Consider the following 24,910-nt stretch of genomic DNA (forward strand, 5'->3'; position numbering starts at 1 on the left):
CTTTCCTGCAAGCATAACCCTGCATCATGGATTTTGACAGCACCACCCATTTCCCTTACATTGTCCGTGTCTTTACCACGCAACTTATCCGAATGGCAACTTTTCTGTCAGGGCAGCGATCCCACATCCGAGTGCGCATTTGCGCGCTGGGGATCAGCTTGTGCCTGGCCGGATTAGCGTATGCGGATGATCAGAACCCAGCGACAGAGCAGACAACAACATTGACCAGATTGCAGGAGTTCACCTCGCGTGCCAAGGCGAACGCATCGGAACTCGTGGTCCGCGCGATGGGATTGATCGGCATCCGCTACAAGTATGGCGGCACCGCACCGGAAAGCGGCCTGGATTGCAGCGGTCTGGTGCGTTATCTGTTCAAGGACGTATGGGGAACCGACTTGCCGCGCACTTCCGAAGAAATGAGCCGGGTCGGCGAGAAAGTCGACACGCAGAATCTGCAACCCGGCGATCTCGTCTTCTACAACACCCTGCGGCACGCTTTTTCACACGTCGGGATTTACCTCGGCAACAACAAGTTCATCCACTCGCCCTCGCCCGGCGGCGAAGTCCGCATTGAAAGCATGGACCTGAGCTACTGGAAAAAACGCTTCAACGGCGCGCGCCGCATCAACGAGCCGGAATAGACCTCCGGAACGGATAGCGTATCCGGTCTATTGTTCGCGTTTTGCATTCAGGCGGCGCTTTATTTCCGGCAGCAATGCGGCTGTTGCCTGCTCGCCCGCCAGAATCGCGGTGTTTCTAGCCGGAAAATCACTTCCCTTCATCGTACCCAGCCGGGGCTGAATCACAATGTCGGCATCCTTCAACTCGTAATGATTGATGCTTTGTCCCATGATCGCGAAGGTTTGCAATAACACGTCGAGGTTACTGGACGAAGGTTGCGCATCCGGCTGGGATGAAATATTCACCGCAATGACGAAGTCCGCGCCCATTTCGCGCGCAAACCGTACCGGAACCGGGGAGACGAGTCCGCCGTCAACATACGAGTGCTCACCGATCTTCACCGGCTGGAATACGCTTGGAACTGCGGACGATGCACGAACAGCCAGGCCGGTATTGCCGCGCTGGAACAGGATCGGTTGGCCGTTATGCAAATCGGTAGCGACGGCGCCGAACGGGATTTTGAGCTTTTCGAGCGGAACGTTGTTCACCGTGCGGTTGACATAGTTTTGGAGGGCCTCGCCCTTGAGTACGCCGGTCGCTTTGCTGAAAAACGGAACCGACCAGTCCGAGATGGTTGCCTCATCCATCTCCAATGCCAGCTTATGCAGCGCGAAGCCGTTGTTACCGGCGGCATACAAGGCGCCGACCAGGCTTCCGGCACTGGTGCCCACCACCAAGTCCGGCACGATCCCTTGCGCTTCCAGTGCCTTGATCACCCCGATGTGCGCAAATCCGCGCGCCGCTCCACCACCAAGCGCGAGCCCGATCTTGACCTGCCGAGCGGCTTTGGGCTGACTGGCTGCTTGCTCTACCGGCTGAGAAGCCGGAGGAGGAGTCACGGTCGAGCAGCCGACAAACAACAACAAAGTGGAAAAAAGGACAGCCAGGGATGAACGTTTCATGGATAAGCGTGGGCGCGCGGCGGCGCGTGAGAAAACATTGAGCGATGGAGATGACGGACAAAGCCCGCCACAAAAACCGGCATTGCCTGAAGACATCGCATTTTAACGGATGTTTTCGCGGTGCATCCCGGGTGCGGAGGATAAAGTGGCGAAAGGCTGGCGAGTTCGCATGAAAGGTCAGCGCGTCAACAAGGTCGGTCCGAAGCCTTGGAACGGACCCAATGGGCTTCTTTCTTCTTCCCGCTGATGGACGCTTGGCTTACCGTTCCAAAGCTTGTACACCACGGTATCGCCCTTGATGACAAACACCGCATTGAACCGCCAGCCGGATATATCTATCTGACGCTTGAAATTGAAGAAATCGAGCCAGAAGTTCCCGTAACGCTTCCGGTCCAGAGAAACTTGGTCAACTTCATAGGCGAAGCAGTTGTCCTTCACCGAAACACATTCCCGCAATCCCGGCTCGAGCGCACTGAGGTCGTAGGAAAAAAGCGGAAACAATCGCCGGAGCAGATCGGTGTGGCTGAGGTAAGCAACATTCGGCGTCAGATCCGGATCAATCGCGAGCATCTTGAGCTCGGCTACACTGGTCTTGCCGGGAATAATCTTGTCGAATGCTGCCTGGGCATCGGCGTAAGTTCGCCACGGTATCTGCGTTTCCTGTTTTGCGGTGGGAAGCAGGCTTGAACAGCCAGCCACAAACGCGGCAAATACAATACTGGCCATGAGACTTCTCAGGACAGTACTGCAAGACACTGCAGAATTTTGGGTCATGGCGGAGAAACGTTGAGGCGGTCAGGCCCGAAAGCGAATTACCATACCCCTAGTTTATCCCAAGAAATCCGTTCTGCCAGGTCATTCGGCATAAACCGACTTGCTCGGAAATTTCACGGTGAAAGTGCTCCCTTTGTCCGGCTCGGAATCAATCGACAGGGTGGCATCGTGGCGCAGCAGCACATGTTTGACGATGGCCAGGCCGAGCCCGGTGCCCTGGGTTTCGCGCGACCGGCTCTTGTCAACGCGATAAAAGCGTTCGGTCAGCCGCGAAATGTGCTCGGGACGGATGCCGATACCGGTGTCCTTCACCACGAACTCCGGCCCATCTTCTTTCATTCGCCACGCGAGCGCGATGCTGCCCTGCTCAGGGGTGTAGCGCACTGCATTGGATGCGAGATTGCCGAACGCACTGCGCAACTCGTCGGTGCTGCCCTTGATGTCCGGGCCATCGACTTCCAGCGAGACGTGATGCCTGCCGGCGGACAGCGCCATCGCTTCGCGCTGAATCTGTTCCATCAAGGTCCGGATATCGACGCGCTCGGGGCGCAATGGATACTCGACTGATTCAAGCCGGGTCAGGGTCAGCATGTCCTCGACGAGATTCTGCATGCGCTGTCCCTGTTCGATCATCAGCTTCAAATGCGACATGCGAGTCTGAAGCTCGAGATTCGGCTGATTGAATGCGATCTCCAGAAAACCGTTGATGACGGTGAGCGGCGTGCGCAACTCATGCGACGCATTGGCGATGAAGTCACGGCGCATCATTTCGACCCGTTCCGCCTCGGTTGCATCATGCGTGACGAGGATTTGGCGCCGGCTTTCGAAGGGAATGATCTGCACGATCAGCTTGCGCTCGCGCAGGCTCAGGGTCAGCGGCTGCTCGTAACGCCCGAGAACGATATAGTCGATGAAGGCCGGTGTGCGTACCAGGTTGGTCACGCGCATCCCCTTGTCGCGTTCCAGATCAAGTCCGAGATGCCTTTCCGCCGCGGGATTGCACCATTCCAGAAACAAGACGTCGTCCATGATCGCGACACCGTCGGGCAACAGGCTCATCGCCTGCCGGAAGCGGGCCAGCCACTCCGTCAATTCCGCCTGGTTTTTCTCGTCGTCGCGACGCAGCTTGTACAAGCGTGAAAAGATATCGGTCCAGGCGCCCCAGCCATCCGGCAGCTTGGCACTGCTCGGATTATCCAGCCAGTCCGAGAGCTGGAAGAGGTAATGCAATTGCGTGGCCAGCATGACCAGCATCGCGCCCACGATTGCCGCAAGCGCGACGATCGGGCCAAAGAAATACCAGACAATTCCGGCACCGACCAAAAGGAGCAACAGGCGCAAGGCCACCGGGATCCAGAATACCAGGCGTCGATTCATGAAAAGGCGTGTTTATTTTTCGGACAGCATATAGCCTACACTACGCACTGTCTTGATGAGCGATTCCGCATCCTTGAGCGCCTTGCGCAGCCGCAGCACATGCACGTCGACCGTGCGTTCTTCGATCACCACGTGATCGCCCCATACCTTGTCCAGAAGCTGGCTGCGCGAAAACACACGGTCCGGATGCGCGAGGAAAAATTTCAACAGCTTGAACTCGGCATGTCCGATATCGATCCTTTCCCCATGCAGCTGAACAGTGCAACTGACCGGATCAAGGGTGACCGCGCCGGCCGTCATCAGGCTCTGCGCATGCTCCGGACTCTTGCGCCGTAACAGCGCCTTGATGCGCGAAGTCAGCTCGCGCGGCGAGAACGGTTTCGTAATGTAATCGTCCGCGCCCTGGTCCAGACCCGCGATCTTGTCCTCTTCCATGCTCTTCGCGGTGAGCATGATCACCGGCAGTTGTTGCTGCTGGCGGTCGGCGCGAATGCGCGACAACAATCTCAATCCGCTCTGGTCCGGCAGCATCCAGTCGAGCAGCACCAGATGCGGCGTGCGGCGCTGCATGAACTCCCAGGCTTCCGCTGCGGTGTGCGCCGCGAACGTGTTCCAGCCGGCCTCTCTGAGCGTAAACGTCACCAGCTCAATGATGGCTGGTTCGTCCTCGACAATCAGTATTGTGGTTTTATCGACGGCCATGTTCAGATAGAGTCGTCCTTCTTGACGTGTGCGAAATCGGTATGTCGAATGTCCTTGCCTTCGACCACGTATACCACATATTCCGCGATGTTTTTCGCGTGGTCGCCGATCCGTTCGATGGCCTTGGCCACCCACAAGGTATCGAGCGCCGCCGAGATCGTGCGCGGGTCTTCCATCATGAAGGTGATCATGGTGCGAATGATGGAACGGAATTCATGATCGATCGCCTGATCCTGTCCGATGATGCGGGCCGCCTGCTTGTCATCCAGACGGGCGAAGGTATCGAGTGCGCCATGCAGCAGATCCGCCGTGTTGAGCGCCATCACGCGAATTGCTTCGTAATGATTGAGCACGCCCACCGTGCCTCGCTCATGCAGGTTCTTCGCGCTGCGCGCGATCTTGGTCGCCTCGTCGCCGATGCGTTCCAGATCGGTAATCACCTTGAGCGTGGCCATGACGGTACGCAGATCGTTTGCTGCCGGCTGGCGCTTGACGATCAGGTGACTGCAGGTGTCGTCCAGCGTGACTTCGAGCCGGTTGACGTTTTCGTCGGCCTTGATCACCTGCTCCGCCTGCTCAAGATTGCCTGTTCGGAAGCTGGCGATGGCATCGCTGAACTGGTTTTCCACCAGTCCGCCCATGAGCAGCACTTTCGACCGGATCGCTTCGAGGTCCTGGTCGTACTGTTTTGAAGAATGGTCACCTGGCATCAGGTTCTCCTTAATGATTCGATATTCGTTTGCTACGGGTCAGCCGAAGCGGCCCGTGATGTAATCCTGCGTCGCCTTCTTCGCCGGGTTCATGAAAACCTGATCGGTCTCGCCGAATTCCACCAGCTCGCCCAGATACATATACGCGGTATAGTCGGAACAACGCGCCGCTTGCTGCATGTTGTGCGTGACGATGGCGATCGTGTAGTCGTTCTTCAGTTCATGGATCAGCTCTTCGATCTTGACCGTCGAAATCGGATCGAGCGCCGATGTCGGCTCGTCCAGCAAAAGCACGTCGGGCTTGACGGCGATTCCGCGGGCAATGCAGAGGCGCTGCTGCTGGCCGCCGGAGAGGCTGAGACCGCTCTTGTTCAGCTTGTCCTTCACCTCTTCCCAAATGGCCGCCTTGCGCAGCGCTGCTTCGACGCGCTCATCCATCTCGCCCTTGGAGAGGTTCTCGTAAAGACGCACACCGAAGGCGATATTTTCATAGACGGACATGGGAAACGGAGTCGGCTTCTGGAATACCATGCCGATCTTGGCGCGCAGCATGTTGACATCTTGTTCCGTGTCGAGGATGTTGCGACCGTCGTACATGATCTTGCCTTCCGCGCGCTGTCCCGGATACAGGTCGAACATGCGATTGAACGTCCGCAGCAGCGTCGATTTGCCGCAACCGGACGGTCCGATGAAGGCCGTGACTTTCCGGTCGTAGATGTGCATGTTGATGTTCTTCAGTCCCTGGAAACCACCATAGAAAAAATTCAGGTTGGAGATTTCAAGGGTGATGTTTTCGGCCGCCGTCAGGGTTGGAGTCATCATCATGTCACTTCGGTACTTTCTGGCTGAACAAGGTGCGCGACAGGATATTCAAGCCCAGCACGCTGAAGGTAATCAATAATGCGCCGCCCCATGCAAGGGCGCGCCAGTTGTCGTAAGGGCTCATCGCGAACTGGTAGATCACGACAGGCAGGTTGGCCATGGGCGCGTTCATGTTGGCACTGTAGAACTGATTGTTCAGTGCGGTGAACAGCAGCGGCGCCGTTTCGCCCGAGATGCGCGCGACCGCGAGCAGGACGCCGGTCACCACGCCGGCCTTGACCGCGCGCAGGCGAACCATCATCGCCACTTTCCAGCGCGGCGCTCCGAGCGAAAATGCCGCTTCTCGCAAACTGCTCGGCACCAGCTTGAGCATGTTGTCGGTGGTGCGAACGATGACCGGGATCGCAATCAGCGAAATCGCGAACGTGCCCGCCCAGCCCGAGAAATGCTTTACGTTCGCGACGTAGATCGCATACACGAACAGACCGATCACGATCGACGGTGCCGACAGCATGATGTCGGTGACGAAGCGCGTGACTTGCGCCAGCCAGCTTTCCTCACCGTATTCCGCGAGATAGATGCCGGCCAGGATGCCGATTGGCGTGCTGACAGCAGTCGCCGCACCAACCATCAGCAGGCTGCCAACGATGGCATTCATCAGTCCGCCTCCCTCGCCGCCCGGCGCCGGGGTCGTCTCGGTGAGCATGCCGATGCTCAGCGCATCGAAGCCCTTGAGCAGCAGCGTCACGAGGATCCACATCAGGAAGAACAGGCCGACCGCCATGGCCGCCACGGAGAGCGCGATGCCGATGCGGTGCGCCCACAGGCGCCTGCGGTAAACAGGATTCATGACTTGGTTCCCTCTTTGCGGGACATGCCCATCAGCATCAATTTCGCTGCGGACAAGACGATGAAGGTAATGACAAACAGGATCAGGCCGAGTGCGAACAAGGACGAGACATGCAGCTTCGATTCGGCTTCGGCAAATTCATTGGCGAGTGTCGAGGCGATGCTGTTGCCCGGCGCGAACAGCGACCAGGACAGCGCGTTCGCATTACCGATCACGAAGGTCACAGCCATCGTTTCGCCCAACGCGCGGCCGAGGCCGAGCATCACGCCGCCGACCACGCCGTTCCTGGTGTAGGGCAGCACGATCTTGCGCACGACTTCCCACTTGGTGCAGCCGAGGCCGTAGGCCGATTCCTTGAGAACGGCGGGCACGACTTCGAATACGTCGCGCATCACGGAAGCGATGAACGGAATGATCATCACCGCCAGGATCAGGCCGGCGGTGAGTATGCCGATACCCATCATCGGTCCTTTGAACAATTGGCCGATGACCGGCAACTGGCCGAGCGTGTTGTTCAGCGCCGGCTGCACGTAGTCGCCGAACAAAGGCGCGAAAACGAACAAGCCCCACATGCCGTAAATAATGCTGGGCACGCCGGCGAGCAATTCCACTGCTGTTCCCAGAGGACGCCGCAATGACGACGGGCAGATTTCAGTGAGAAACAGGGCGATGCCGAAACTGATGGGAAAAGCAATCAACAGCGCGACCAGAGATGTCGCAAGCGTGCCAACAATGGCGATCAGCGCACCGTACTGGTCATTGACCGGATCCCATTCGACCTTCGTGATGAAGCCCGGGCCGAACTCCTTGAATGCCGGCCAGGCACCGATCATCAAGGAGATGATGATCCCGACCAGCACCAGCAAGACGCTCACTGCAAACAGCAGCGTCATTTTATGGAACAAGAAGTCCTGAAGCCGCTGCCTGCGCATGGTCGATACCATGGCTTTGGCAGCGGCCTCGTGTTCGCCGCTCTTCCTGTCGGGTTTTGCGCCGGGCGTTGCTATCGATGAAAAATGTGCGTGCATATACTCGGACGCCCTTTCGGGCATTTGCATCCGCGTGCGCTTGCCATCCTGGGATGGTAATCGCACGCGGATGCGCGATAGATGTCGATGCTTACCAGACAGCCTTGCCGGAGCCGTCCTTCAACTGGGCTTTCCATGCGTCCTCGACCAGCTTGACGACTGCAGCGGGCATTGCCACGTAGTCGAGATCGGCCGCCATCGAACCACCATTCTTGTAGGCCCAGTCAAAAAACTTCAGCACTTCCTTGCCCTTGGCCGCATCGGTCTGGGCCTTGTGCATCAGGATGAAGGATGCCCCGGTGATCGGCCAGCTGCTCTTGCCAGGCTGGTCGGTCAGGATCACGGCAAAACCAGGCGTCTTGACCCAATCGGCATTGGCGGCAGCGGCCTTGAACGTGTCATCGTCCGGCTGAACGAACTGGCCATCATGATTCTTCAATTGCGTGTAGCCCATCTTGTTCTTTTTTGCGTATGCATACTCAACATAGCCGATCGAATTCTTGATGCGCTGCACGTTGGCGGCGACGCCTTCATTGCCCTTGCCGCCCACGCCCACCGGCCACTTGACCGCGGTGCTTGAGCCTACCTTCGCCTTGAAGTCGGGGTTGGCTTTGGACAGGTAGTCGGTGAACAGGAAGGAGGTGCCGGAACCGTCGGCGCGGTGCACCACGGTGATGTCCTGTGCCGGCAACTTCACGCCTGCGTTGAGCGAGGCAATTTCCGGGGCATTCCATTTGGTGATCTTGCCCAGATAGATGTCAGCCAGTACCTGGCCGGTCAGTTTCAGCTGGCCAGGAGCGACTCCTTCGAGATTCACGACCGGCACCACGCCGCCCATGATCGCCGGGAATTGCATCAGACCTTCGGTTTGCAGTTCTTCCGCCTTGAGCGGCATGTCGGAAGCGCCGAAATCAACAGTCTTGGCCTTGATTTGCTTGATGCCGCCGCCCGAACCGATGGACTGGTAGTTCAGACCATTGCCGCTGACCTTCTTGTATTCCTCCGCCCATTTTGCGTAGATGGGATATGGAAACGTGGCGCCGGCGCCAGTGATATCGGCAGCAATGGCGGTAGAAAACGAGATTGCCAGACCGGCAGCCGCAGCTGCCGATGTGAAGAATTTGTTCAGTCGCATATCTGCTCCATGAATTGTTGTCAAAGGAAGACGTCGCGAACTTTATCTCCGAAATATGACGGCTTTATGACACATGGCGAACAGCATGTCATAAATGCCGCGATGCTCGAAATTCATGTCATATTATTGACATAATGGAAATAGTCTAGGCGATGACTTGGCTAAAGTACAAGGGAAATCGCGTGAAGTATCAAGCCGACCAAGCCACCGACCAGCGTACCGTTGATACGGATGTATTGGAGGTCTTTGCCGACATGCAGCTCGAGCTTGCGTGACATGGTGTCGGCGTCCCATTTCCTGATCACACGCGCCACGAGATCGGCGATCATTTCACGGCGACCGACGATTGTTTCCGTTGCGAAGATCCGGATCCACTGATTCAGCTTCTTCTGTACTTTGGCATCGAGCAGGAGTTCATTCCCGAATGCATGAAATCCGCGGTCGAGCTTGGCAATCAGTTGCGAGTCGGGTGACGCGATATCGGCCTCGACACGCGACTTGATGTCATGCCACACCTCGACTATGTAATTGCGCACGAGAGGATGTCCGAGCACTTCGCTCAGCATTGCATCCAGCTTCGCCTCATATTCCGGCGAGGTTCGCAACTGTTCGATGAACTCATCGGTCAGCCGCTGAAAGCGCAGGCGCCACTCGCTGTCCTCGTCGCGCATTTCATCCAGCGTGCTTTGCAGCGCCTCGATCAGGCGGTGATAAAACTTGTCGTCGATCACCTTGGGCAGCCAGCGTGGACTGTTTTCGTGAATTTTCCAGCGGATGTAATCCTTGTTCTGTTCAAGTGCGCGCGCGGCCATGCCGATCAATCGGTCAAACACGACCTGATGATGCTGACCCGCGACCAATACGGACAATACTTCGGCGACCACCGGCGCGAATTTGGTGTTTTCCAGTGCGGCGCTGAGGCGGTTCTGCATGAACTGGCGCACATCGTCATCTTCGATCACCTTCAGCAGCGAGGGAATGCCGCGGGCGATCTGGCGCGAAACGGCACGGCTGTTTTCCGGTTGTGCCAGCCAGGAGGCGGCAGCGCCCGCGAAGTCAATCCTGCGCAATTCTTCGCGGATGATTTCCTGTGTGATGAAATTGTGTTCAAGAAAATCGGACAGGCTGTCGCCAATGCGATCCTTGTTGCGAGGAATAATTGCGGTATGCGGAATGGGCAGGCCGAGCGGCGAGCGGAACAGTGCCGTGACGGCGAACCAGTCCGCCAGGCCGCCGACCATGGCGGCCTCGGCAAAAGCGGAAACTAACGAAAGGTATGGGTATCTGGGTTGCAACAACCTGGCAACGACAAACAGACCCGCCATCGCCACGAGCAAGCCGGTGGCCAATCCACGGGTTTTCTTTAGTTGAGCAGCCTGCTCTTTTTCGTGCATTGATTGGCTGTTTCCGTTGAAGATCTGATATCCAATTCAGAGCATAGTGCACTGAAATTAGTTCACGTATGACAACAGGCATTTGTGGCAGCGTTGCAATTTCATCTTGCCGTCATATTCAAAAGGCAATATTGCTGCGCCTCAACCCTGTTCCTGTTTTGTCAACCTATGCGCATGCCAACTTTACGCCTTTCACGCCTCCTCGGCGCTATCTTGCTGTACCTGCTGTCCTCGATCGCAATCGCTGAACACAACACCATCGTCATCGGTCAGGCCATCGACCTGTCAGGCCCCAATGCCAGTATCGGACGCGATTATGTCGCCGGCATAAAAACCTGTTTTGACATGGTGAACTCGAGCGGCGGAATCAATGGCAAGCGAATTCAGTACATCGTTCGCGACGACGGCGGACAAGCCGGCCTGTCCGCCACCGCTGTAGCGGATCTGATCGAACGCGATCAAGCCGATTACCTGCTCGGGGGCGTGGGAGATGCGACAACACGTGCAGTGCTGGAGCTTCCCGCCTTCAAGCGCAGCGGGCTGGTGCTGTATGCGCCCCTGACGACAGCCGACTTTGCAGACACCCCCCGCATCCTGTTCTGGCGTCCCGGTTATCAGCAGGAGATCCGACATATTTTTTCGCACTTCAGCAAGCTGGGGATCAGCAATGTCGGTATCGTGTATCAGGATACTGCAGTGAATCACGAGGCCTATCGCAGTCTGCACGCCGAGATCGCGGAGCGCCGCATGAAGCTGGGCGGCGTGGCACATATCGGGGCACACGGCGAGCCAATGACGCAGGAAGTCGCGCAGCTCGCCGCCTCGAAGCCGGGTTTCATACTCGTTATCGCCGATACGATCAGCACGGCGCTGTTTCTCAAGGAGTACCGCACGCATGATGCGCGCAGCTTTGTCGCCGGGACGTCCCTGATCAATCTCGATACACTGCGGGAACTGGCGGGAAGCGCGGCGGTGGAATGGACGGTGTTCTCGCAGGTTGTGCCCAATCCGGGTGCCGGCACGTCCCTGATTCAGGTCGAGCACATGCGGATGATGAAGAAATACCGCGATGAAGCTGTGTCATCGATGACGCTCGAAGGCTTCGCCGCTGCGAAAGTACTGATCAAGGCAATTCAGCAATCGAAGCGCAACGACCGGCACGCGCTGCAGGAATTCGTCGCACGCAAGGGCGATATTGATCTGGGCGGCCTTTCCGCAGTCGTGAGGAACAATGGCAATCGCCTGTCGAATTATCTGGACATTGCATTGTTCAACAGAAACGGGTTGGCATTCTGAACGCGTTCATCGAGCGCGCTTCATTCGTCGGCTGTCGGGCAGCGCACAAGCACATTCTCGCAGCCGGGCTAAACAATTTCATGGGTTTTCCTTTCGGGATTCACCGACCGAGACATGATTTGCGGCGAACTTAACATCTCGCCAAGACTCAAATCTGCTCGGCGAGCGATGGAAGTCAAGCACAGCACCCGGCCATGAATCGGCCTCCGGAATGGGAGACGACTCGCCATTCCACGCCTGTCAGTTGACACCATTCGTATTCGCCCCTCTTCTTCAGAACGCAAGGATTTCCCATGAAACGACGAACAACACGCCGGACCTCCGCCAACCCGTTTGTTGTCTGGACCCAGCTCGCGCTGAAAACCAGCGAGATGATGGTAGCTTCGGCACAAGTCATTCATCATCGCACCGGCCGCATTGCCAGGGCAGGCGTCATTCCCAATGAGCGAGACCAGCGCGAATTCACATTGATGGGACAGGAGAAGGTCGAAGCCCTTGCCGAATCGGCACAGGCGATGGCGGCACGGATGATCGTCATCTATACGCAAATCGGTACACTGGCATTCAAGCAGCTCCTGAATGGTGCGAGCGGTTTCATGACCTACATCGCAAGCCCTGCCACCATCCTGTCAGCGAAAAGCCAGGCCGATCTGCTTGGCAGCACGCTCGGCGGTTCTGCCGCATTGGCGTCACAGTTATCCAGCTCGCTGGCACGCCTCGCCCATCATGGACTCAAGCCAATCCATACGCGGGCCACGGGCAATGCCAAGCGCCTGCTGAGAAGCTGAACGGCGTCGAAAATATTTTGATTGGAATTGCGCTGGCGATACGGCGTGCGATCCGCCGCTCGCGATGGAAAAGCGAGCGCCAAAACTAGCGATACTTGGCAGCGATCGCGCTCAGCCTTCCTTTCGCCTTCACCTGGTCGAGCGCGGCCTGGAGCATGGCGACCAGCCGGTCGTCCGTCTCCTTGTTGAGGGCAAAATAGTAATGGAGCGACTCGTTGAGGGTATACACCTCCTCATAATCGCTGGTCGGGTAACCCAGTTCCTTCAGATTCCAGAGAATGACCTGGTCGCCATAGGCCCACATGTCGATTCGATCCGCCTGCAGCATCTTGGCCAGGCTCACGCCGGAATTGGCCTGGTATGTCTTGTCCTTGGCCACACCCAGCTTGTCGAGCAGCTTTTCACCGATGTCCTCCCGCACCACGCCGATCCGGTAGTTCGAGGCTTTCAGATCGTCAATCGAGGAGATCCTGATGCCCTTCCTCTTCTTGGCAACCAGCACGATGCGCGAAGGCATGATAGGGCCGACCCACTTGAACAGTTTCTCGCGCGCCTCGGTTCGCGTGGTTGAAAACAGCACTGTGTTTTTTTCCTTCAGCGCCGTTTCATAGCCGCGCGCCCATGGCCACACCCTGATGTCGGCACGCGTCTTCTTCGCTCCCGCCTGCGCGAGCATTTCAGCCAGCACGTCAACTGCAATGCCTTGGCGCTTGCCGTCGCGTTCGAAATTGAACGGTGGGTAATCTTCCGTAATGTAGGTGAGATCGTCGAGAGTCTGCGCGGAAGCCGGCACGACAGCCGCAGCAAGCATGACGACAGCGACCAGGCTTTGCATGCATGCCATTACCGAGAAGAGAAGTCGTCGGCAGGACGAAAAATCGCGATAGTCCATGCTGTTCTGCGCCTCCCAAATTCCAGTTATCGGCAACCATTCTACTATCGGGCTCGGGGCAGCTACGTCTGCGAAGCAGTCGCCATCATTTCAAGGCCCGCCACCTCCAGCCTCTTGCGGTCGTGGAGCATCTGCAGGAAACAGTTCGGCTCAACCGGCGGACTGAAATAATAACCCTGCATCTGGTCGCAGCCGAATCCCGCCAATTGCGTGAGTTGGCCCGCCTCTTCCACGCCTTCCGCCACGATGTTCAGCCCAAGGCTGTGCGCCATCGCAACGATGGCACTTGCGAGGTGAGAGTCGTCCGCATTGCTGGTAATGTCGGCGACGAAGGAGCGGTCGAGCTTGAGCCGGTCCACCGGAAAGCGCTTCAGGTAAGACAGGTTTGAGTAACCGGTGCCAAAGTCGTCGATCGCGATACTGATTCCCATGGCTTTCAGTCTGCGCAGCAATGCTACTGTCCTCTCGGGATTGCGCATCGATGTCGTCTCTGTGATCTCGAGTTCCAGATATTGCGGCGCAAGATCCACGTCCTCCAGCGCCATGGCGACTTCGGTTTCGAATTGCGGACGAACGAGCTGCTGAACCGACAGGTTGACCGAAACCTGCAGATTGTCAAAACCCGCATTGTGCCAGGCTTTGACCTGCTGACACGCACTGCGCATCACCCATTCGCCGATGCCGACGATCAGGCCGGTTTCCTCTGCAAGCGGGATGAAGCGCGCCGGTGGCACCAATCCCAGTTCCGGATGCTGCCAGCGCACCAGCGCTTCAGCGCCGATGATGCGGCCGCTGCGAATGTCCAGCAATGGCTGGTAATGCAAGAGAAATTCCTTGCGCTCCAGTGCGCGACGCAGGTGCGACTCCATCACCAGATGCTCGTTGACGCGGCTATGCATCTCTTCCCTGTAGCGCGCAACCTCATTGCGGCCTTTTTCCTTGGCGTGGTACATCGCCGTGTCCGCATACTTGAGCAGTGCGAAGGGATCGGACGCGTCCTGCGGATACACGCTGATGCCGACACTGCAGGTAACCGCGACCTCCTGATCGCCGAGCAATACCGGCTCGCAAACCTTGTCCATGATCCGCCGCACCAATGGTGCCACCGCCTGATCATCGACGCCTTCGAGCATCAGCACGAATTCGTCGCCGCCCAGCCGTGCCAGCGTGTCGCGCTTGCGCGCACACTCCGCCATGCGGGCGGTGATGGTCTTCAGCAGAACGTCGCCGGCATCATGCCCGAGTGTATCGTTCACATATTTGAAGCGGTCCAGATCGAAGAACAGCACATAAATCGCTTGCTTGTCGCGCTCCGCCGCCGCGATCGCCTGCTCCAGCCGGTCCATCAGCAGCAAGCGGTTCGGCAATCCCGTGAGGGCGTCGTGCAAAGCCTGCCTGCGCAACTCCTCTTCATAGTTTTTATGATGTGTGATGTCGTGGATCACGGTTTGAATCGCGCGCGCACCGCCAAACTGAAAGCTTGCACGTCGGATCTCCACGTCGATCACGGTACCGTCGAAGCGCATCATCTTGCCCTCGAACGAGCGCTGCTCGTGGTGGGGATCGATCAGTAGCTGCATCTGCTCCTGCATGCGCTCGCGCCACCCGAGCGGCACCAGCTGCAGGAAGGGCATCGCCTTGACCTGCTCCGCGTTCGGCGCGCCAAGCAAGGCGAGCGTTCCCTGATTGACGAAAATGATTCTATCGTCGCGCTCGATCATGATCGCATCGGGAGACATGTCGACCACTTGCCGATAGCGCTCCTCGTTTTCACGAGCGGCCTGCTCCGCGCGCTGACGCTCCGCCATCTCCTCGTTCAAGCGCTGGATTGCCTCTTCTTTCTCTGCGACCTTCTGGGCCAGCTCCTCGGTGCGGCGTACCACCAGCTTTTCCAGCCCCTCGCGATAACTCGCCAGTTCATCGATATCGCGCCGGATCGAACCGGTCATGTCATTGAACGCGGCGACTACCACATCGAACTCGTCGGTGCACTGCCGCTTCCTGCGCCGCAGCTTCAATGGCTCACCGAGATTGGACAGGTCGAGCTGACGCGCATACGCGGCAATGGCCGACAAATGTCGACTTACCAGCCGCCGGAATATGAACAAGGTGAAGATGACGACGATGGCCGTCTTGGTGCTTTGCGTGACAAGAATGAGCAAGACCTTGTCCTGCAGATCGCTGTAGATGCCGTCCAGGCCGGCGATCACTTCCAGCGTACCGAGTGGAATCTTGTCCGTTCCATCCTTGGCGTCGGAAAATGCGATGGGTATCTTGCGCGTGATTGTCTGATGGGTGTTCCTCGCAGCGCGGCCTGCGTGCATCAGAAATTTCCCGTTGGGGTCGCGCAGTTCAACCGCCAGGATATCCGGCAGCCTGGCAATGCCTTCCATCTGCTTGCGTGTCTGCGTCTCATCCATCGTCCACATTGCTGCGCCGATGCTGTCGATGTACGCCCGCTCGATTTCATTCAAGCGCAATTCAATGCCGGAAACGCCCTGTCGAAAATCCAGCAGCAACTGCATGCCCGTTGCAACGAAAGCCAGGCATGTACTGCACAGCAGGATCGCGGTCAGTACCCTCCGTCCGAGTGGATTGGCTTGCAACGACTCGTGTAACAACTTTCTCATGTCGTTTCGACCCACTAGTCAGAATAAATCGCTTGATGGCATCGTCGGAGTTTTTGTCGCTAGCCAAAGGTGGAAGCGGTAGATTTCGTTTCCGCTAGGAAAGGATAGCACTTTCGCCACTGTGGCGACGAATGCATGGAGACAAATTATTTTTAGAAGAAAGTTAGCAGAATGACACCCCAATTACCTATGGAGTGCTGCCGGGGGAGATCTGTGCAACAGAAAAAAATAAAGCCGCACGAGGCGGCTTCAGATTCCAGAATTACTGGCGGAAAGGGTCGGATTCGAACCGACGGTACGGTATAACCGTACACTGGATTTCGAGTCCAGCGCATTCGACCACTCTGCCACCTTTCCGTTCTTGGTCGTTCTGCGGCGGGTCAACGCCGCAAAGCATGTGAGTATAGCAGACTCTGTTCGCAGACGGAATAGGTCATCGTTGCCATTCCGCGAAGCAAAGGCATCGCTCAGACGGCGCGAGCGAGCCGCTTTGCACCGCCCATATAGGGTTGCAGCACTGCCGGAATGTCGACGCTGCCATCTGCCTGCTGATAATTTTCCAGGATCGCGACCAGGGTGCGGCCGACTGCAAGGCCGGAGCCGTTGAGCGTGTGCACCAGTTCCGGCTTGCCTTGGGCATTGCGGAAGCGCGCCTGCATGCGGCGAGCTTGGAAGCTTTCACAGTTGGATACCGAAGAAATCTCGCGATAGGTGTTTTGCGCCGGCAACCACACTTCCAGGTCATAGGTCTTGGCGGCACCGAAACCCATGTCGCCGGTGCACAGCGTGATGACGCGATACGGCAGTCCGAGCTTTTTCAGGATGTTTTCGGCATGGCCGACCATCTCTTCCAGCGCCTCATAGGATTTCTCGGGATGCACGATCTGCACCATCTCGACCTTGTCGAACTGGTGCTGGCGAATCATGCCACGCGTATCGCGTCCGTAACTGCCCGCTTCCGAACGGAAGCACGGCGTGTGTGCCGTGAGCTTCATCGGCAATGCATCACCGGCGAGGATTTCATCGCGCACCATGTTTGTGAGTGGCACTTCCGAAGTCGGAATCAGGTACAAGGCCTCACCCTCGCCTTCCTGTCCGCCCTTCTTTGCCGCGAACAGGTCAGCTTCAAATTTCGGCAACTGGCCTGTCCCGCGCAGCGAGTCTGCATTCACCATATACGGCGTATAGCATTCGGTGTAACCATGCTCGCCGGTATGCGTGTCCAGCATGAACTGGGCAAGCGCGCGATGCAGGCGAGCGATGCCTCCCTTCATGACGGCAAAACGCGAACCCGTCAGCTTGGCAGCGACATCGAAATCCAGTCCGAGCCCGGCGCCGACATCGACATGATCCTTGACCTCGAAATCGAATGCGCGCGGTGTGCCGACCTTGCGCACCTCGACGTTGGCTGTTTCATCCTGGCCTACCGGCACCGATTCGTGCGGCAGATTGGGCACGGCCAGCATGAATTCACTCATCTTCGCCTGCACTGCGTCGAGCCGCTCGGCAGATGCCTTCAACTCATCGCCGATGCCCGCAACTTCCGCCATCACGGCAGATGTGTCCTCGCCCTTGCCTTTGAGCATGCCGATCTGCTTGGACAGGGTATTGCGCTTGCCTTGCAGTTCTTCAGTACGCGTCTGGATCTGCTTGCGTTCTGCCTCAAGCGCGTTGAAGGTGGCGACATCCAGTTGAAATTTGCGCGCGGCCAGGCGGGTGGCGACACTGTCGATGTCTTTGCGGAGAAGTTGAATATCGATCATGGAAATTGCGGGGATGTTGAATGCGAAACCGCCATTGTACCAAGCAGAAGCGCTTTCCCATCCATGGATGAGCGGGCCGAAGCTTGACGATAGCCAAGTTTGTTGACTTGAGCCGTCCGGGTTTTACCGGGTAAAACGCTACTTCTTCTCGCTCTTCCTTGCCTCGCGGTCCAGCGACCGCAGGTGCGCGAGTTTGTCACCGATCTTTCCCTCCAGGCCGCGCGGCGTCGGCTGATACCAGCCCGGTTCCCGCACGCCCTCGGGCAGATAGGTTTCCCCCGCCGCATAGGCGTCCGGCTCATCATGCGCATAGCGATACAGCTTTCCATAGCCAAGCTCCTTCATCAGCTTGGTAGGTGCATTGCGCAAATGCTCCGGCACCGGGCGCGACTTGTCCTTGGCCACGAAGGCGCGTGCGGCATTGTAGGCGTTGTAGACGGCGTTCGACTTGGCCGCGCAGGCAAGAAACACGATCGCCTCCGCCAGTGCCAGCTCTCCTTCTGGCGATCCGAGTCGTTCGTAGACCTCGGCCGCATCGAGCGCCAGCCGCAGCGCCCGGGGATCGGCCAGGCCGATGTCTTCGGTCGCCATGCGAATGATGCGACGCGCGAGGTAGCGCGGGTCGGCACCGCCGTCGAGCATGCGCACGAACCAGTACAAAGCGGCATCCGGATTGGAACCGCGTACCGATTTGTGGAGAGCGGAGATCTGGTCGTAAAACGCGTCGCCACCCTTGTCGAACCGGCGCAGATTTTCCGCAAGCGCCGTCGCCAGCAAGGCTTCATCGACTTCATGCTTGCCGCTCGCAGCTGCGGCGCGCGCGACGATCTCGAGGTTGTTCAGCAGCTTGCGTCCGTCGCCATCGGCGCTCGCAATCAGTGTCGCCTTGGCTTCCGGCGTGAAATCCAGTCCGTCCAGCTCCTGGATGCAAGCACGGTCCACCAGTTCGTCCAGATCCTCATCCGACAGCGATTTCAGCACGTACACGGCCGCCCGCGACAACAAGGCGCTGTTCACTTCGAACGACGGATTCTCCGTAGTTGCTCCGATGAAGGTGAACAGCCCGCTTTCGACATGCGGAAGAAATGCGTCCTGCTGGCTCTTGTTGAATCGATGCACTTCGTCGACGAACAAAATCGTACGGCGGCCCGAGTTGGCGCGGATGATCTGCGCGTGCTCGACCGCTTCACGAATATCCTTGACGCCGGAAAGCACCGCCGACAAGGCGATGAATTCTGCATTGAAGCTGTCGGCCATCAGTCGCGCCAGCGTCGTCTTGCCGACGCCCGGCGGCCCCCACAGGATCATCGAATGCGGCTCGCCGGACTCGAAGGCAACGCGCAACGGCTTGCCCGGACCGAGCAGATGCTGCTGGCCGATGACGTCGTCCAGCGACTGCGGGCGTAGCCTTTCGGCTAAAGGAATCGAAGTCATGAGTAGCGCGGATCAGGCCCGCGAATTATTTGCCAGAGCGGGTCTCTGCCCGCCTCGCGTCATTGCCGAAAAACATCGGCGCCCTTGGGCACCACGAATTTGAACTGTTCCGCACCCAACGGTGGATTCTTTTCGAACTTCTGGAAGGACAGCAGCGACACCTGGCCGAAGGAATCGCGCAACTCCATTGCCTGCGGCAGGCCGTCCTTCAAGCCGATGCCGATGCGTTCAAAGGTGGTGTCCTTGGTCTTGGGGGTTGCTTCCAGCCATTCGAGCCCGTCCTTGGCGCCGCCTTCCTTAAGCGTGAAATTCTTTTCCAGATCGTTACTGCCGAACAGGATCGCCGCCGGTGACGAGCCTAGCGCGTCACCAAGCGGCTTGACCGTCACCTGATTCAGATCCTTGTCGTAAATGTAGAGTTTGTCGCCATCGGCCTGCAACAGCTGCTCATACGGTTTCTGGTATTTCCAGATGAACTTGCCGGGGCGCGCGAACACAAAGCTGCCGGACGCCTGGTTGGACATTTTGGTCGCGCCATCCACCACCTTCACCTGGCGCTGCGTGAACTCGCCCTTGGCTGATTTCGTGCTGCTGACAAAGGTCTTGAACTGGTCGAGTGCCGAGGCACTGGCAAGTGCCGGGATCGCCAGCACGAGTGCGGCGAGCAGGTTTGCTGTACGTTGGAAACGAAATATGGATCGCGATCTTTCTTGTATCAAGGTTTTTTCCTATTCAGTGGTATTGCCTGCGGGCACGAGGATTTCGCGGTTGCCATTGGATTGCATGGTCGAAACCAGGCCGCTTTGCTCCATTTGCTCCAGCAAGCGTGCCGCGCGATTGTAGCCGATGCGCAAGTGCCGCTGCACCAGCGAGATCGATGCGCGGCGGTTTTTCAGTACCACGGCCACCGCCTGATCGTACAGTGCATCGGATTCACCGCTGCCGCCGGCGCCTTCGCCACCGAACGCAGCATCTCCCCCTTCTTCCGCGACACCACCTTCTAGGATTCCCTCAATGTAATTCGGTTCCCCCTGTGCCTTCAGGTGTTGCACCACGCGATGCACCTCCTCATCGGACACAAAGGCGCCGTGCACCCGGTTCGGCAAACCGCTGCCCGGCGGCATATAGAGCATGTCGCCCATGCCGAGCAAGGCCTCCGCGCCCATCTGGTCGAGGATGGTACGCGAGTCGATCTTGCTGCTGACCTGGAAAGCAATCCGCGTCGGAATATTTGCCTTGATCAGGCCGGTGATCACATCGACGGATGGCCGCTGCGTCGCCAGGATCAGGTGAATGCCCGCCGCGCGCGCCTTCTGCGCGATACGCGCAATCAGTTCTTCCACCTTCTTGCCGACGACCATCATGAGGTCGGCCAATTCGTCAATGATGATGACGATGGTCGGCAGTTTTTCCAGCGGCTCGGGCGCGTCCGGTGTCAGGCTGAACGGGTTCGGAATCTTCTCTTCGTTCTTCTCCGCGTCGGCGATCTTGTGGTTGTAGCCGGCGAGGTTCCGCACACCCAGTTTGGACATCAGCTTGTAGCGGCGCTCCATTTCCGCCACCGCCCAGTTCAGCGCATGTCCGGCCTGACGCATGTCGGTCACCACCGGCGCCAGCAAATGCGGAATGCCTTCGTAGACCGACATTTCCAGCATTTTCGGATCGATCAAAATCATGCGCACATTGTTCGGGTCGGACTTGTACAGCAGCGACAGGATAGTCGCATTGATCCCGACCGATTTGCCGGATCCGGTGGTGCCCGCGATCAGCAAGTGCGGCATCTTTGCAAGGTCCGCCACCACCGGATTGCCGGCAATATCCTTGCCGAGCGCGACGGTCAGGCTGGAATTACTGTCGTGATAGACCTTCGAGCCAAGGATCTCGGTGAGGCGCACGATCTGCCGCTTCGGATTCGGCAACTCCAGACCCATGTAATTCTTGCCGGGGATGGTTTCGACCACGCGAATCGAAGTCAGCGACAGCGAACGTGCCAGGTCGCGCGCGAGATTGACAATCTGGCTGCCCTTCACGCCGGTGGCCGGCTCGATTTCATAACGGGTAATCACCGGCCCCGGATAGGCGGCGACCACCTTGGCCTCGACGCCGAAATCGGACAACTTCTTCTCGATCAGGCGACTGGTGAATTCCAGCGTTTCGACACTGACCGTCTCCTGCGCCGGAGGCGGCTCATCCAGCAAGGACAAGGGCGGCAGATTCGTGTCCGGCAGGTCGGCAAACAGCGAAACCTGTTTTTCCTTTTCCACGCGTTCGGACTTCGGCACCGCAATAACCTGCGGCTCGATGCGAATCGGACTGGCTTCGACAATCTTCGCGCGCTCCTGCACCACCGTTACCTCCCGCTTGACGGCAGCCACCTGCCCGACCTTGCGGTCCTCGCGCGCCGCGTATAGGTTGCGAATGCCCTGGACGCCGTTTTCAATCGTGCCGCCAATGCGTTCGGCCACCGCCAGCCAGGACACATGAAAGAACAGGCTGAAGCCGACACCAAACAGCAGCAACAGAAACAGCGTTGCACCGGTGAAGCCAAGCGCACTCTGCGCCGCGCGACCGATCAACTCACCCAGCACGCCGCCCGGCGCGCGCGGCAATTGCGCCTTGAGGGAATACATGCGCAGATACTCGATCGCCACGCTCCCGATCAGCATCAGCACAAAGCCGGTCGAACGGATCCATACCTCGTGATGATGCTCGGGCTCCGGCTCCTTTTGCAGGAGGAAGCGCTGCGAAAGACGCCGATAGCCGACCCACACCGAGCGCAGCATGAACACGCAGCACCACCAGGCCGAAAAACCGAAAATGAACAGCATCAGGTCCGCCACCCAGGCGCCAATGCGTCCGCCCCAATTATTCAGATGCGGCACGACGCTGGCGTGGGACCAGCCGGGATCGGCCTTGGAATATGTCAGAAAGATAATGATCAGATAGACGGTCGCCACCGTCAGCGCGAACCAGCGCGCCTCGGACAGCAGCCGCACGAGCCGGTTAGGCAGCGGCTGCGCTTCCGGCGGATTGGTGTTGCGGGTATATGCTTGATTTGTTCGGGTCATAACTGGTTGAAAACTCGGTGAAGCACCCCAGCGCGGAGCTCATCGGGCGAGAATTTGGCGCACCGTGCGGCCTTGCGTGGCTTGTTCGTCTATAATCTTAACCAGTTTTTCAGGCGCAATACCGAATATCTCGGGATGCGGTTGAAATTTTGCCTTTTGGCGACATATGCAAGCCGTCGAGAGCGGATTTTGTCAGTTTTGCGCTTCCTCGCCGACCAATTCCATCAATCCCCCAACATACTGCTATGGCAACCACCAAACACGCCAACGTACTGATTATCGGTTCCGGCCCGGCCGGTTATAGCGCGGCCGTCTATGCTGCGCGCGCCAACCTGAAACCTGTCCTGATTACCGGCGTCGAGCAAGGCGGCCAACTGATGACGACGACCGATGTCGAAAACTGGCCCGGCGATCCGATGGGCGTGCAAGGACCGGAGTTGATGCAGCGCCTGCTGCAGCATGCCGAGCGCTTCAATACCGAGATCGTGTTCGACTATGTCCACACCGTCCGCCTGAATGAAAAACCGATGCGCCTGATCGGCGACAACGGCGAATACACTTGCAACGCACTGATCATCGCCACCGGCGCCTCGGCGCAATACCTCGGCCTGCCGTCCGAGGAAGCCTTCATGGGCAAAGGCGTTTCGGCCTGCGCGACCTGCGACGGCTTTTTCTACAAGGGCCAGGACGTCGCCGTCATCGGCGGCGGCAATACCGCTGTCGAAGAAGCGCTGTACCTCGCGAACATCGCCAACAAGGTGACGGTGGTCCATCGCCGCAACAAGTTCCGCGCCGAGCCGATCCTGATCGATCGCCTGATGGCCAAGGTCGCGGAAGGCAAGATCGAGCTCAAACTCGACCATACCCTCGACGAAGTCACCGGCGACGACAGCGGCGTCACCGGCATCAACATCAAGTCGACGGTCGACGGCGCGATCAGCAAGGTGACCGTGCATGGCGTCTTCATCGCGATCGGTCACAAGCCGAACACCGGCATTTTCGAAGGCCAGATCGAGATGCACAATGGTTACATCAAGACCAGGGGAGGCTCCGACGGCATGGCAACCGCCACCAACATCCCCGGCGTATTCGCTGCCGGCGACGTGCAGGACCACGTGTACCGTCAGGCTGTCACCAGCGCGGGCACTGGCTGCATGGCGGCGCTCGACGCACAGAAGTACCTGGAAAGCCTCGAAGGCTGATCCGGCGATTGACAACAGCAGTACCCGTTCGCGCCTGCGGCCCGAGCCCGGCGCGGACGGTTTTGGAATGATCCATCATGTCTGGCACCATCAAGGACTTCGCCTCGCTGAAGGCGCTGCGCGCGAAGATCAAGGCGCAGGAAGAAACACGCAAGGCAGCAGAGGCGGAACGAGTACGCCGTGAAAAGGAAAGCAGACACGACAGCGAACTGTTCCGCCGCTCCATCGGCGAAGTGGCACCACTGCCGCCGTCGAACAAGGCCGAATCCAGCATTCCCCGCCCCCTGCCCATACCGCTCAAGCATCTGGCCGACGAGCAAGCCGCTCTCGAGGAATCGCTGTCCGACGAATTCAACGTCGACACGCTGCTCGATACCGACCATGAACTGAGTTACGCACGGACCGGCATCAGCTCCGATATTCTGCGCAAGCTCCGCCGCGGCCATTGGGTGATTCAGGGGCAGCTCGACCTGCACGGAATGCGACGGGAAGAGGCGCGCGAAGCTCTCGCCGAATTCCTCCGCAATGCCGTCAAGCGCGGCCAGCGATGCGTACGCATCATTCATGGCAAGGGCCTGGGTTCGATCAACAAGGAGCCTGTGCTCAAGAGCAAAGTTCGCAGCTGGCTGGTGCAAAAGGAAGAAGTGATTGCGTTTTGCCAGGCGCGTGCTGCCGATGGTGGGTCCGGTGCTCTTGTTGTCTTGCTGAAGGCATAATCGAGCAAGAAGTCCATGCGTCCCTGCTGAGCGCGGAACGCTCAACTTGCATTCCCCTCCCATGCAAGTATCATGCAGGACAAATCACCTCCCATCCGCCCGCATGTCCCTGATCAAAATCATCGAAGTCCTCGCCATTCTGATCAGCGCGTTCTCGGGGTTCATCGAAGCGCGCAGCAAGAAAATGGATGTGGTCGGCGTGTTCACGGTGGCGTTTATTACCGCGTTTGGCGGCGGTACGCTACGCGATATCCTGCTCGACAAGCGGCCGCTGTTCTGGGTAACCCATCAGGAATATGCAATCCTGATTTTCCTGCTGGCCCTGGTTGCCGCACCGATAATCCGTACACTGCGCAAGATTGTGTCGGAGCGGCTCATCGTGGTCGCCGATGCACTCGGACTGGGGCTGTTTTCGATTGCCGGCGTTTCGGAGGCCCTGATCGCAGGAATGCCGCTCTTCATCGCGTCGATGATGGGCGTGATCACCGGCATATTCGGCGGCATACTGCGCGACGTGATCTGCAATGAAATCCCGATGGTGCTGCGCGACGGCAGACCTTACGCGATCTGTTCCTTTGCGGGATGCTGGATGTATCTGCTGATGCAAAAAGCCGGCGTGCCGCCGGATTTTGCCTTGTGGTCAAGCGCGCTGGCGATCTGCGGCTTGCGTCTTGCGACCTGGGTGAAAGGTGTCAGGCTGGATTGATCAATGGGAGACAGGCCCGGCAGAGACATCGGCTGCCGAC

At 58.3% G+C, this 24,910-nt stretch carries 22 protein-coding genes and 1 tRNA gene; 6 read left to right on the forward strand and 17 right to left on the reverse strand.

All coding sequences use genetic code 11. The features are described from left to right. Positions 1–92: 92 nt before the first annotated feature. On the forward strand, positions 93–641 hold the full coding sequence (locus E6W33_RS21070; protein ID WP_136419306.1) for a C40 family peptidase: 549 nt from the start codon (positions 93–95) through the stop codon (positions 639–641). Positions 642–668: 27 nt separating this feature from the next. Here E6W33_RS21070 and E6W33_RS21075 read toward each other — a convergent pair whose 3' ends face one another. From E6W33_RS21075 to E6W33_RS21120, 10 genes are all read right to left on the reverse strand, one after another. Then, entirely contained in the window at positions 669–1,583 is a 915-nt protein-coding gene (locus tag E6W33_RS21075) for a patatin-like phospholipase family protein (RefSeq protein ID WP_136419307.1), read from the reverse strand. A 177-nt stretch (positions 1,584–1,760) separates the two neighbouring features. Continuing rightward, positions 1,761–2,309, reverse strand: a complete 549-nt coding sequence (locus E6W33_RS21080; protein ID WP_136419308.1) for a hypothetical protein — start codon at positions 2,307–2,309, stop codon at positions 1,761–1,763. Between the two features lie 129 nt (positions 2,310–2,438). After that, positions 2,439–3,734 carry a phosphate regulon sensor histidine kinase PhoR gene (phoR, locus tag E6W33_RS21085; protein ID WP_136419309.1) on the reverse strand — a complete coding sequence of 432 codons (1,296 nt, stop codon included), beginning with the start codon at positions 3,732–3,734 and terminating at the stop codon, positions 2,439–2,441. A gap of 12 nt (positions 3,735–3,746) precedes the next feature. After that, entirely contained in the window at positions 3,747–4,436 is a 690-nt protein-coding gene (locus E6W33_RS21090; RefSeq protein ID WP_136419310.1) for a response regulator, read from the reverse strand. Between the two features lie 2 nt (positions 4,437–4,438). Continuing rightward, entirely contained in the window at positions 4,439–5,146 is a 708-nt protein-coding gene (gene phoU, locus E6W33_RS21095) for a phosphate signaling complex protein PhoU (RefSeq protein ID WP_136419311.1), read from the reverse strand. Positions 5,147–5,185: 39 nt separating this feature from the next. Then, on the reverse strand, positions 5,186–5,968 hold the full coding sequence (gene pstB, locus E6W33_RS21100) for a phosphate ABC transporter ATP-binding protein PstB (protein ID WP_136419469.1): 783 nt from the start codon (positions 5,966–5,968) through the stop codon (positions 5,186–5,188). A 4-nt stretch (positions 5,969–5,972) separates the two neighbouring features. Continuing rightward, positions 5,973–6,818, reverse strand: coding sequence for a phosphate ABC transporter permease PstA (gene pstA / locus E6W33_RS21105; RefSeq protein WP_136419312.1), 846 nt, complete (start codon positions 6,816–6,818; stop codon positions 5,973–5,975). Further along, the gene (pstC, locus tag E6W33_RS21110) at positions 6,815–7,762 is read right to left on the reverse strand and encodes a phosphate ABC transporter permease subunit PstC (protein WP_247869734.1); all 948 of its coding nucleotides are present in this window, start codon (positions 7,760–7,762) and stop codon (positions 6,815–6,817) included. The genes pstA and pstC overlap by 4 nt, the downstream gene beginning before the upstream one ends. Before the next feature lie 175 nt (positions 7,763–7,937). Next, the gene (pstS, locus tag E6W33_RS21115; RefSeq protein WP_136419314.1) at positions 7,938–8,981 is read right to left on the reverse strand and encodes a phosphate ABC transporter substrate-binding protein PstS; all 1,044 of its coding nucleotides are present in this window, start codon (positions 8,979–8,981) and stop codon (positions 7,938–7,940) included. A 161-nt stretch (positions 8,982–9,142) separates the two neighbouring features. Then, complete coding sequence (locus E6W33_RS21120) at positions 9,143–10,375, reverse strand: DUF445 family protein (protein ID WP_136419315.1); 1,233 nt, start codon at positions 10,373–10,375, stop codon at positions 9,143–9,145. 174 nt (positions 10,376–10,549) lie between these two features. Between E6W33_RS21120 and E6W33_RS21125 the strand changes: the two genes are divergently transcribed. Both E6W33_RS21125 and E6W33_RS21130 read left to right on the forward strand, forming a co-directional pair. Continuing rightward, positions 10,550–11,671, forward strand: coding sequence for an ABC transporter substrate-binding protein (locus E6W33_RS21125; protein ID WP_136419316.1), 1,122 nt, complete (start codon positions 10,550–10,552; stop codon positions 11,669–11,671). Positions 11,672–11,964: 293 nt separating this feature from the next. Beyond that, entirely contained in the window at positions 11,965–12,459 is a 495-nt protein-coding gene (locus E6W33_RS21130; RefSeq protein WP_136419317.1) for a polyhydroxyalkanoate granule-associated phasin, read from the forward strand. A gap of 85 nt (positions 12,460–12,544) precedes the next feature. Here the strand turns inward: E6W33_RS21130 and E6W33_RS21135 are convergent, their stop codons facing one another. The 7 genes from E6W33_RS21135 to E6W33_RS21165 form a co-directional block, all read right to left on the reverse strand. Then, positions 12,545–13,351: a transporter substrate-binding domain-containing protein gene (locus E6W33_RS21135; RefSeq protein ID WP_136419318.1), complete on the reverse strand. Its 807-nt coding sequence runs from the start codon at positions 13,349–13,351 to the stop codon at positions 12,545–12,547. A gap of 62 nt (positions 13,352–13,413) precedes the next feature. Continuing rightward, positions 13,414–15,981, reverse strand: a complete 2,568-nt coding sequence (locus tag E6W33_RS21140; protein WP_136419319.1) for an EAL domain-containing protein — start codon at positions 15,979–15,981, stop codon at positions 13,414–13,416. A 266-nt stretch (positions 15,982–16,247) separates the two neighbouring features. Further along, positions 16,248–16,338 (reverse strand) — tRNA-Ser (locus E6W33_RS21145). 110 nt (positions 16,339–16,448) lie between these two features. Continuing rightward, complete coding sequence (serS, locus tag E6W33_RS21150) at positions 16,449–17,744, reverse strand: serine--tRNA ligase (RefSeq protein WP_136419320.1); 1,296 nt, start codon at positions 17,742–17,744, stop codon at positions 16,449–16,451. A gap of 138 nt (positions 17,745–17,882) precedes the next feature. Continuing rightward, positions 17,883–19,178 carry a replication-associated recombination protein A gene (locus tag E6W33_RS21155; protein ID WP_136419321.1) on the reverse strand — a complete coding sequence of 432 codons (1,296 nt, stop codon included), beginning with the start codon at positions 19,176–19,178 and terminating at the stop codon, positions 17,883–17,885. Positions 19,179–19,237: 59 nt separating this feature from the next. Further along, entirely contained in the window at positions 19,238–19,894 is a 657-nt protein-coding gene (gene lolA, locus E6W33_RS21160) for an outer membrane lipoprotein chaperone LolA (RefSeq protein ID WP_348983171.1), read from the reverse strand. Positions 19,895–19,906: 12 nt separating this feature from the next. After that, the gene (locus tag E6W33_RS21165; protein ID WP_136419323.1) at positions 19,907–22,246 is read right to left on the reverse strand and encodes a DNA translocase FtsK; all 2,340 of its coding nucleotides are present in this window, start codon (positions 22,244–22,246) and stop codon (positions 19,907–19,909) included. 245 nt (positions 22,247–22,491) lie between these two features. On the opposite strand from E6W33_RS21165, the gene trxB reads away from it, so the two are divergent. The 3 genes from trxB to E6W33_RS21180 all read left to right on the forward strand — a co-directional run bounded on the left by trxB (position 22,492) and on the right by E6W33_RS21180 (position 24,870). Continuing rightward, the gene (gene trxB, locus E6W33_RS21170; protein WP_136419324.1) at positions 22,492–23,448 is read left to right on the forward strand and encodes a thioredoxin-disulfide reductase; all 957 of its coding nucleotides are present in this window, start codon (positions 22,492–22,494) and stop codon (positions 23,446–23,448) included. A gap of 77 nt (positions 23,449–23,525) precedes the next feature. After that, on the forward strand, positions 23,526–24,164 hold the full coding sequence (locus tag E6W33_RS21175) for a Smr/MutS family protein (RefSeq protein WP_136419325.1): 639 nt from the start codon (positions 23,526–23,528) through the stop codon (positions 24,162–24,164). 103 nt (positions 24,165–24,267) lie between these two features. After that, the gene (locus E6W33_RS21180; protein WP_136419326.1) at positions 24,268–24,870 is read left to right on the forward strand and encodes a trimeric intracellular cation channel family protein; all 603 of its coding nucleotides are present in this window, start codon (positions 24,268–24,270) and stop codon (positions 24,868–24,870) included. Positions 24,871–24,910: the final 40 nt, after the last annotated feature.

The organism is Herbaspirillum sp. ST 5-3 (assembly GCF_004804275.1).
Taxonomy (GTDB): Bacteria; Pseudomonadota; Gammaproteobacteria; order Burkholderiales; family Burkholderiaceae_D; genus Noviherbaspirillum.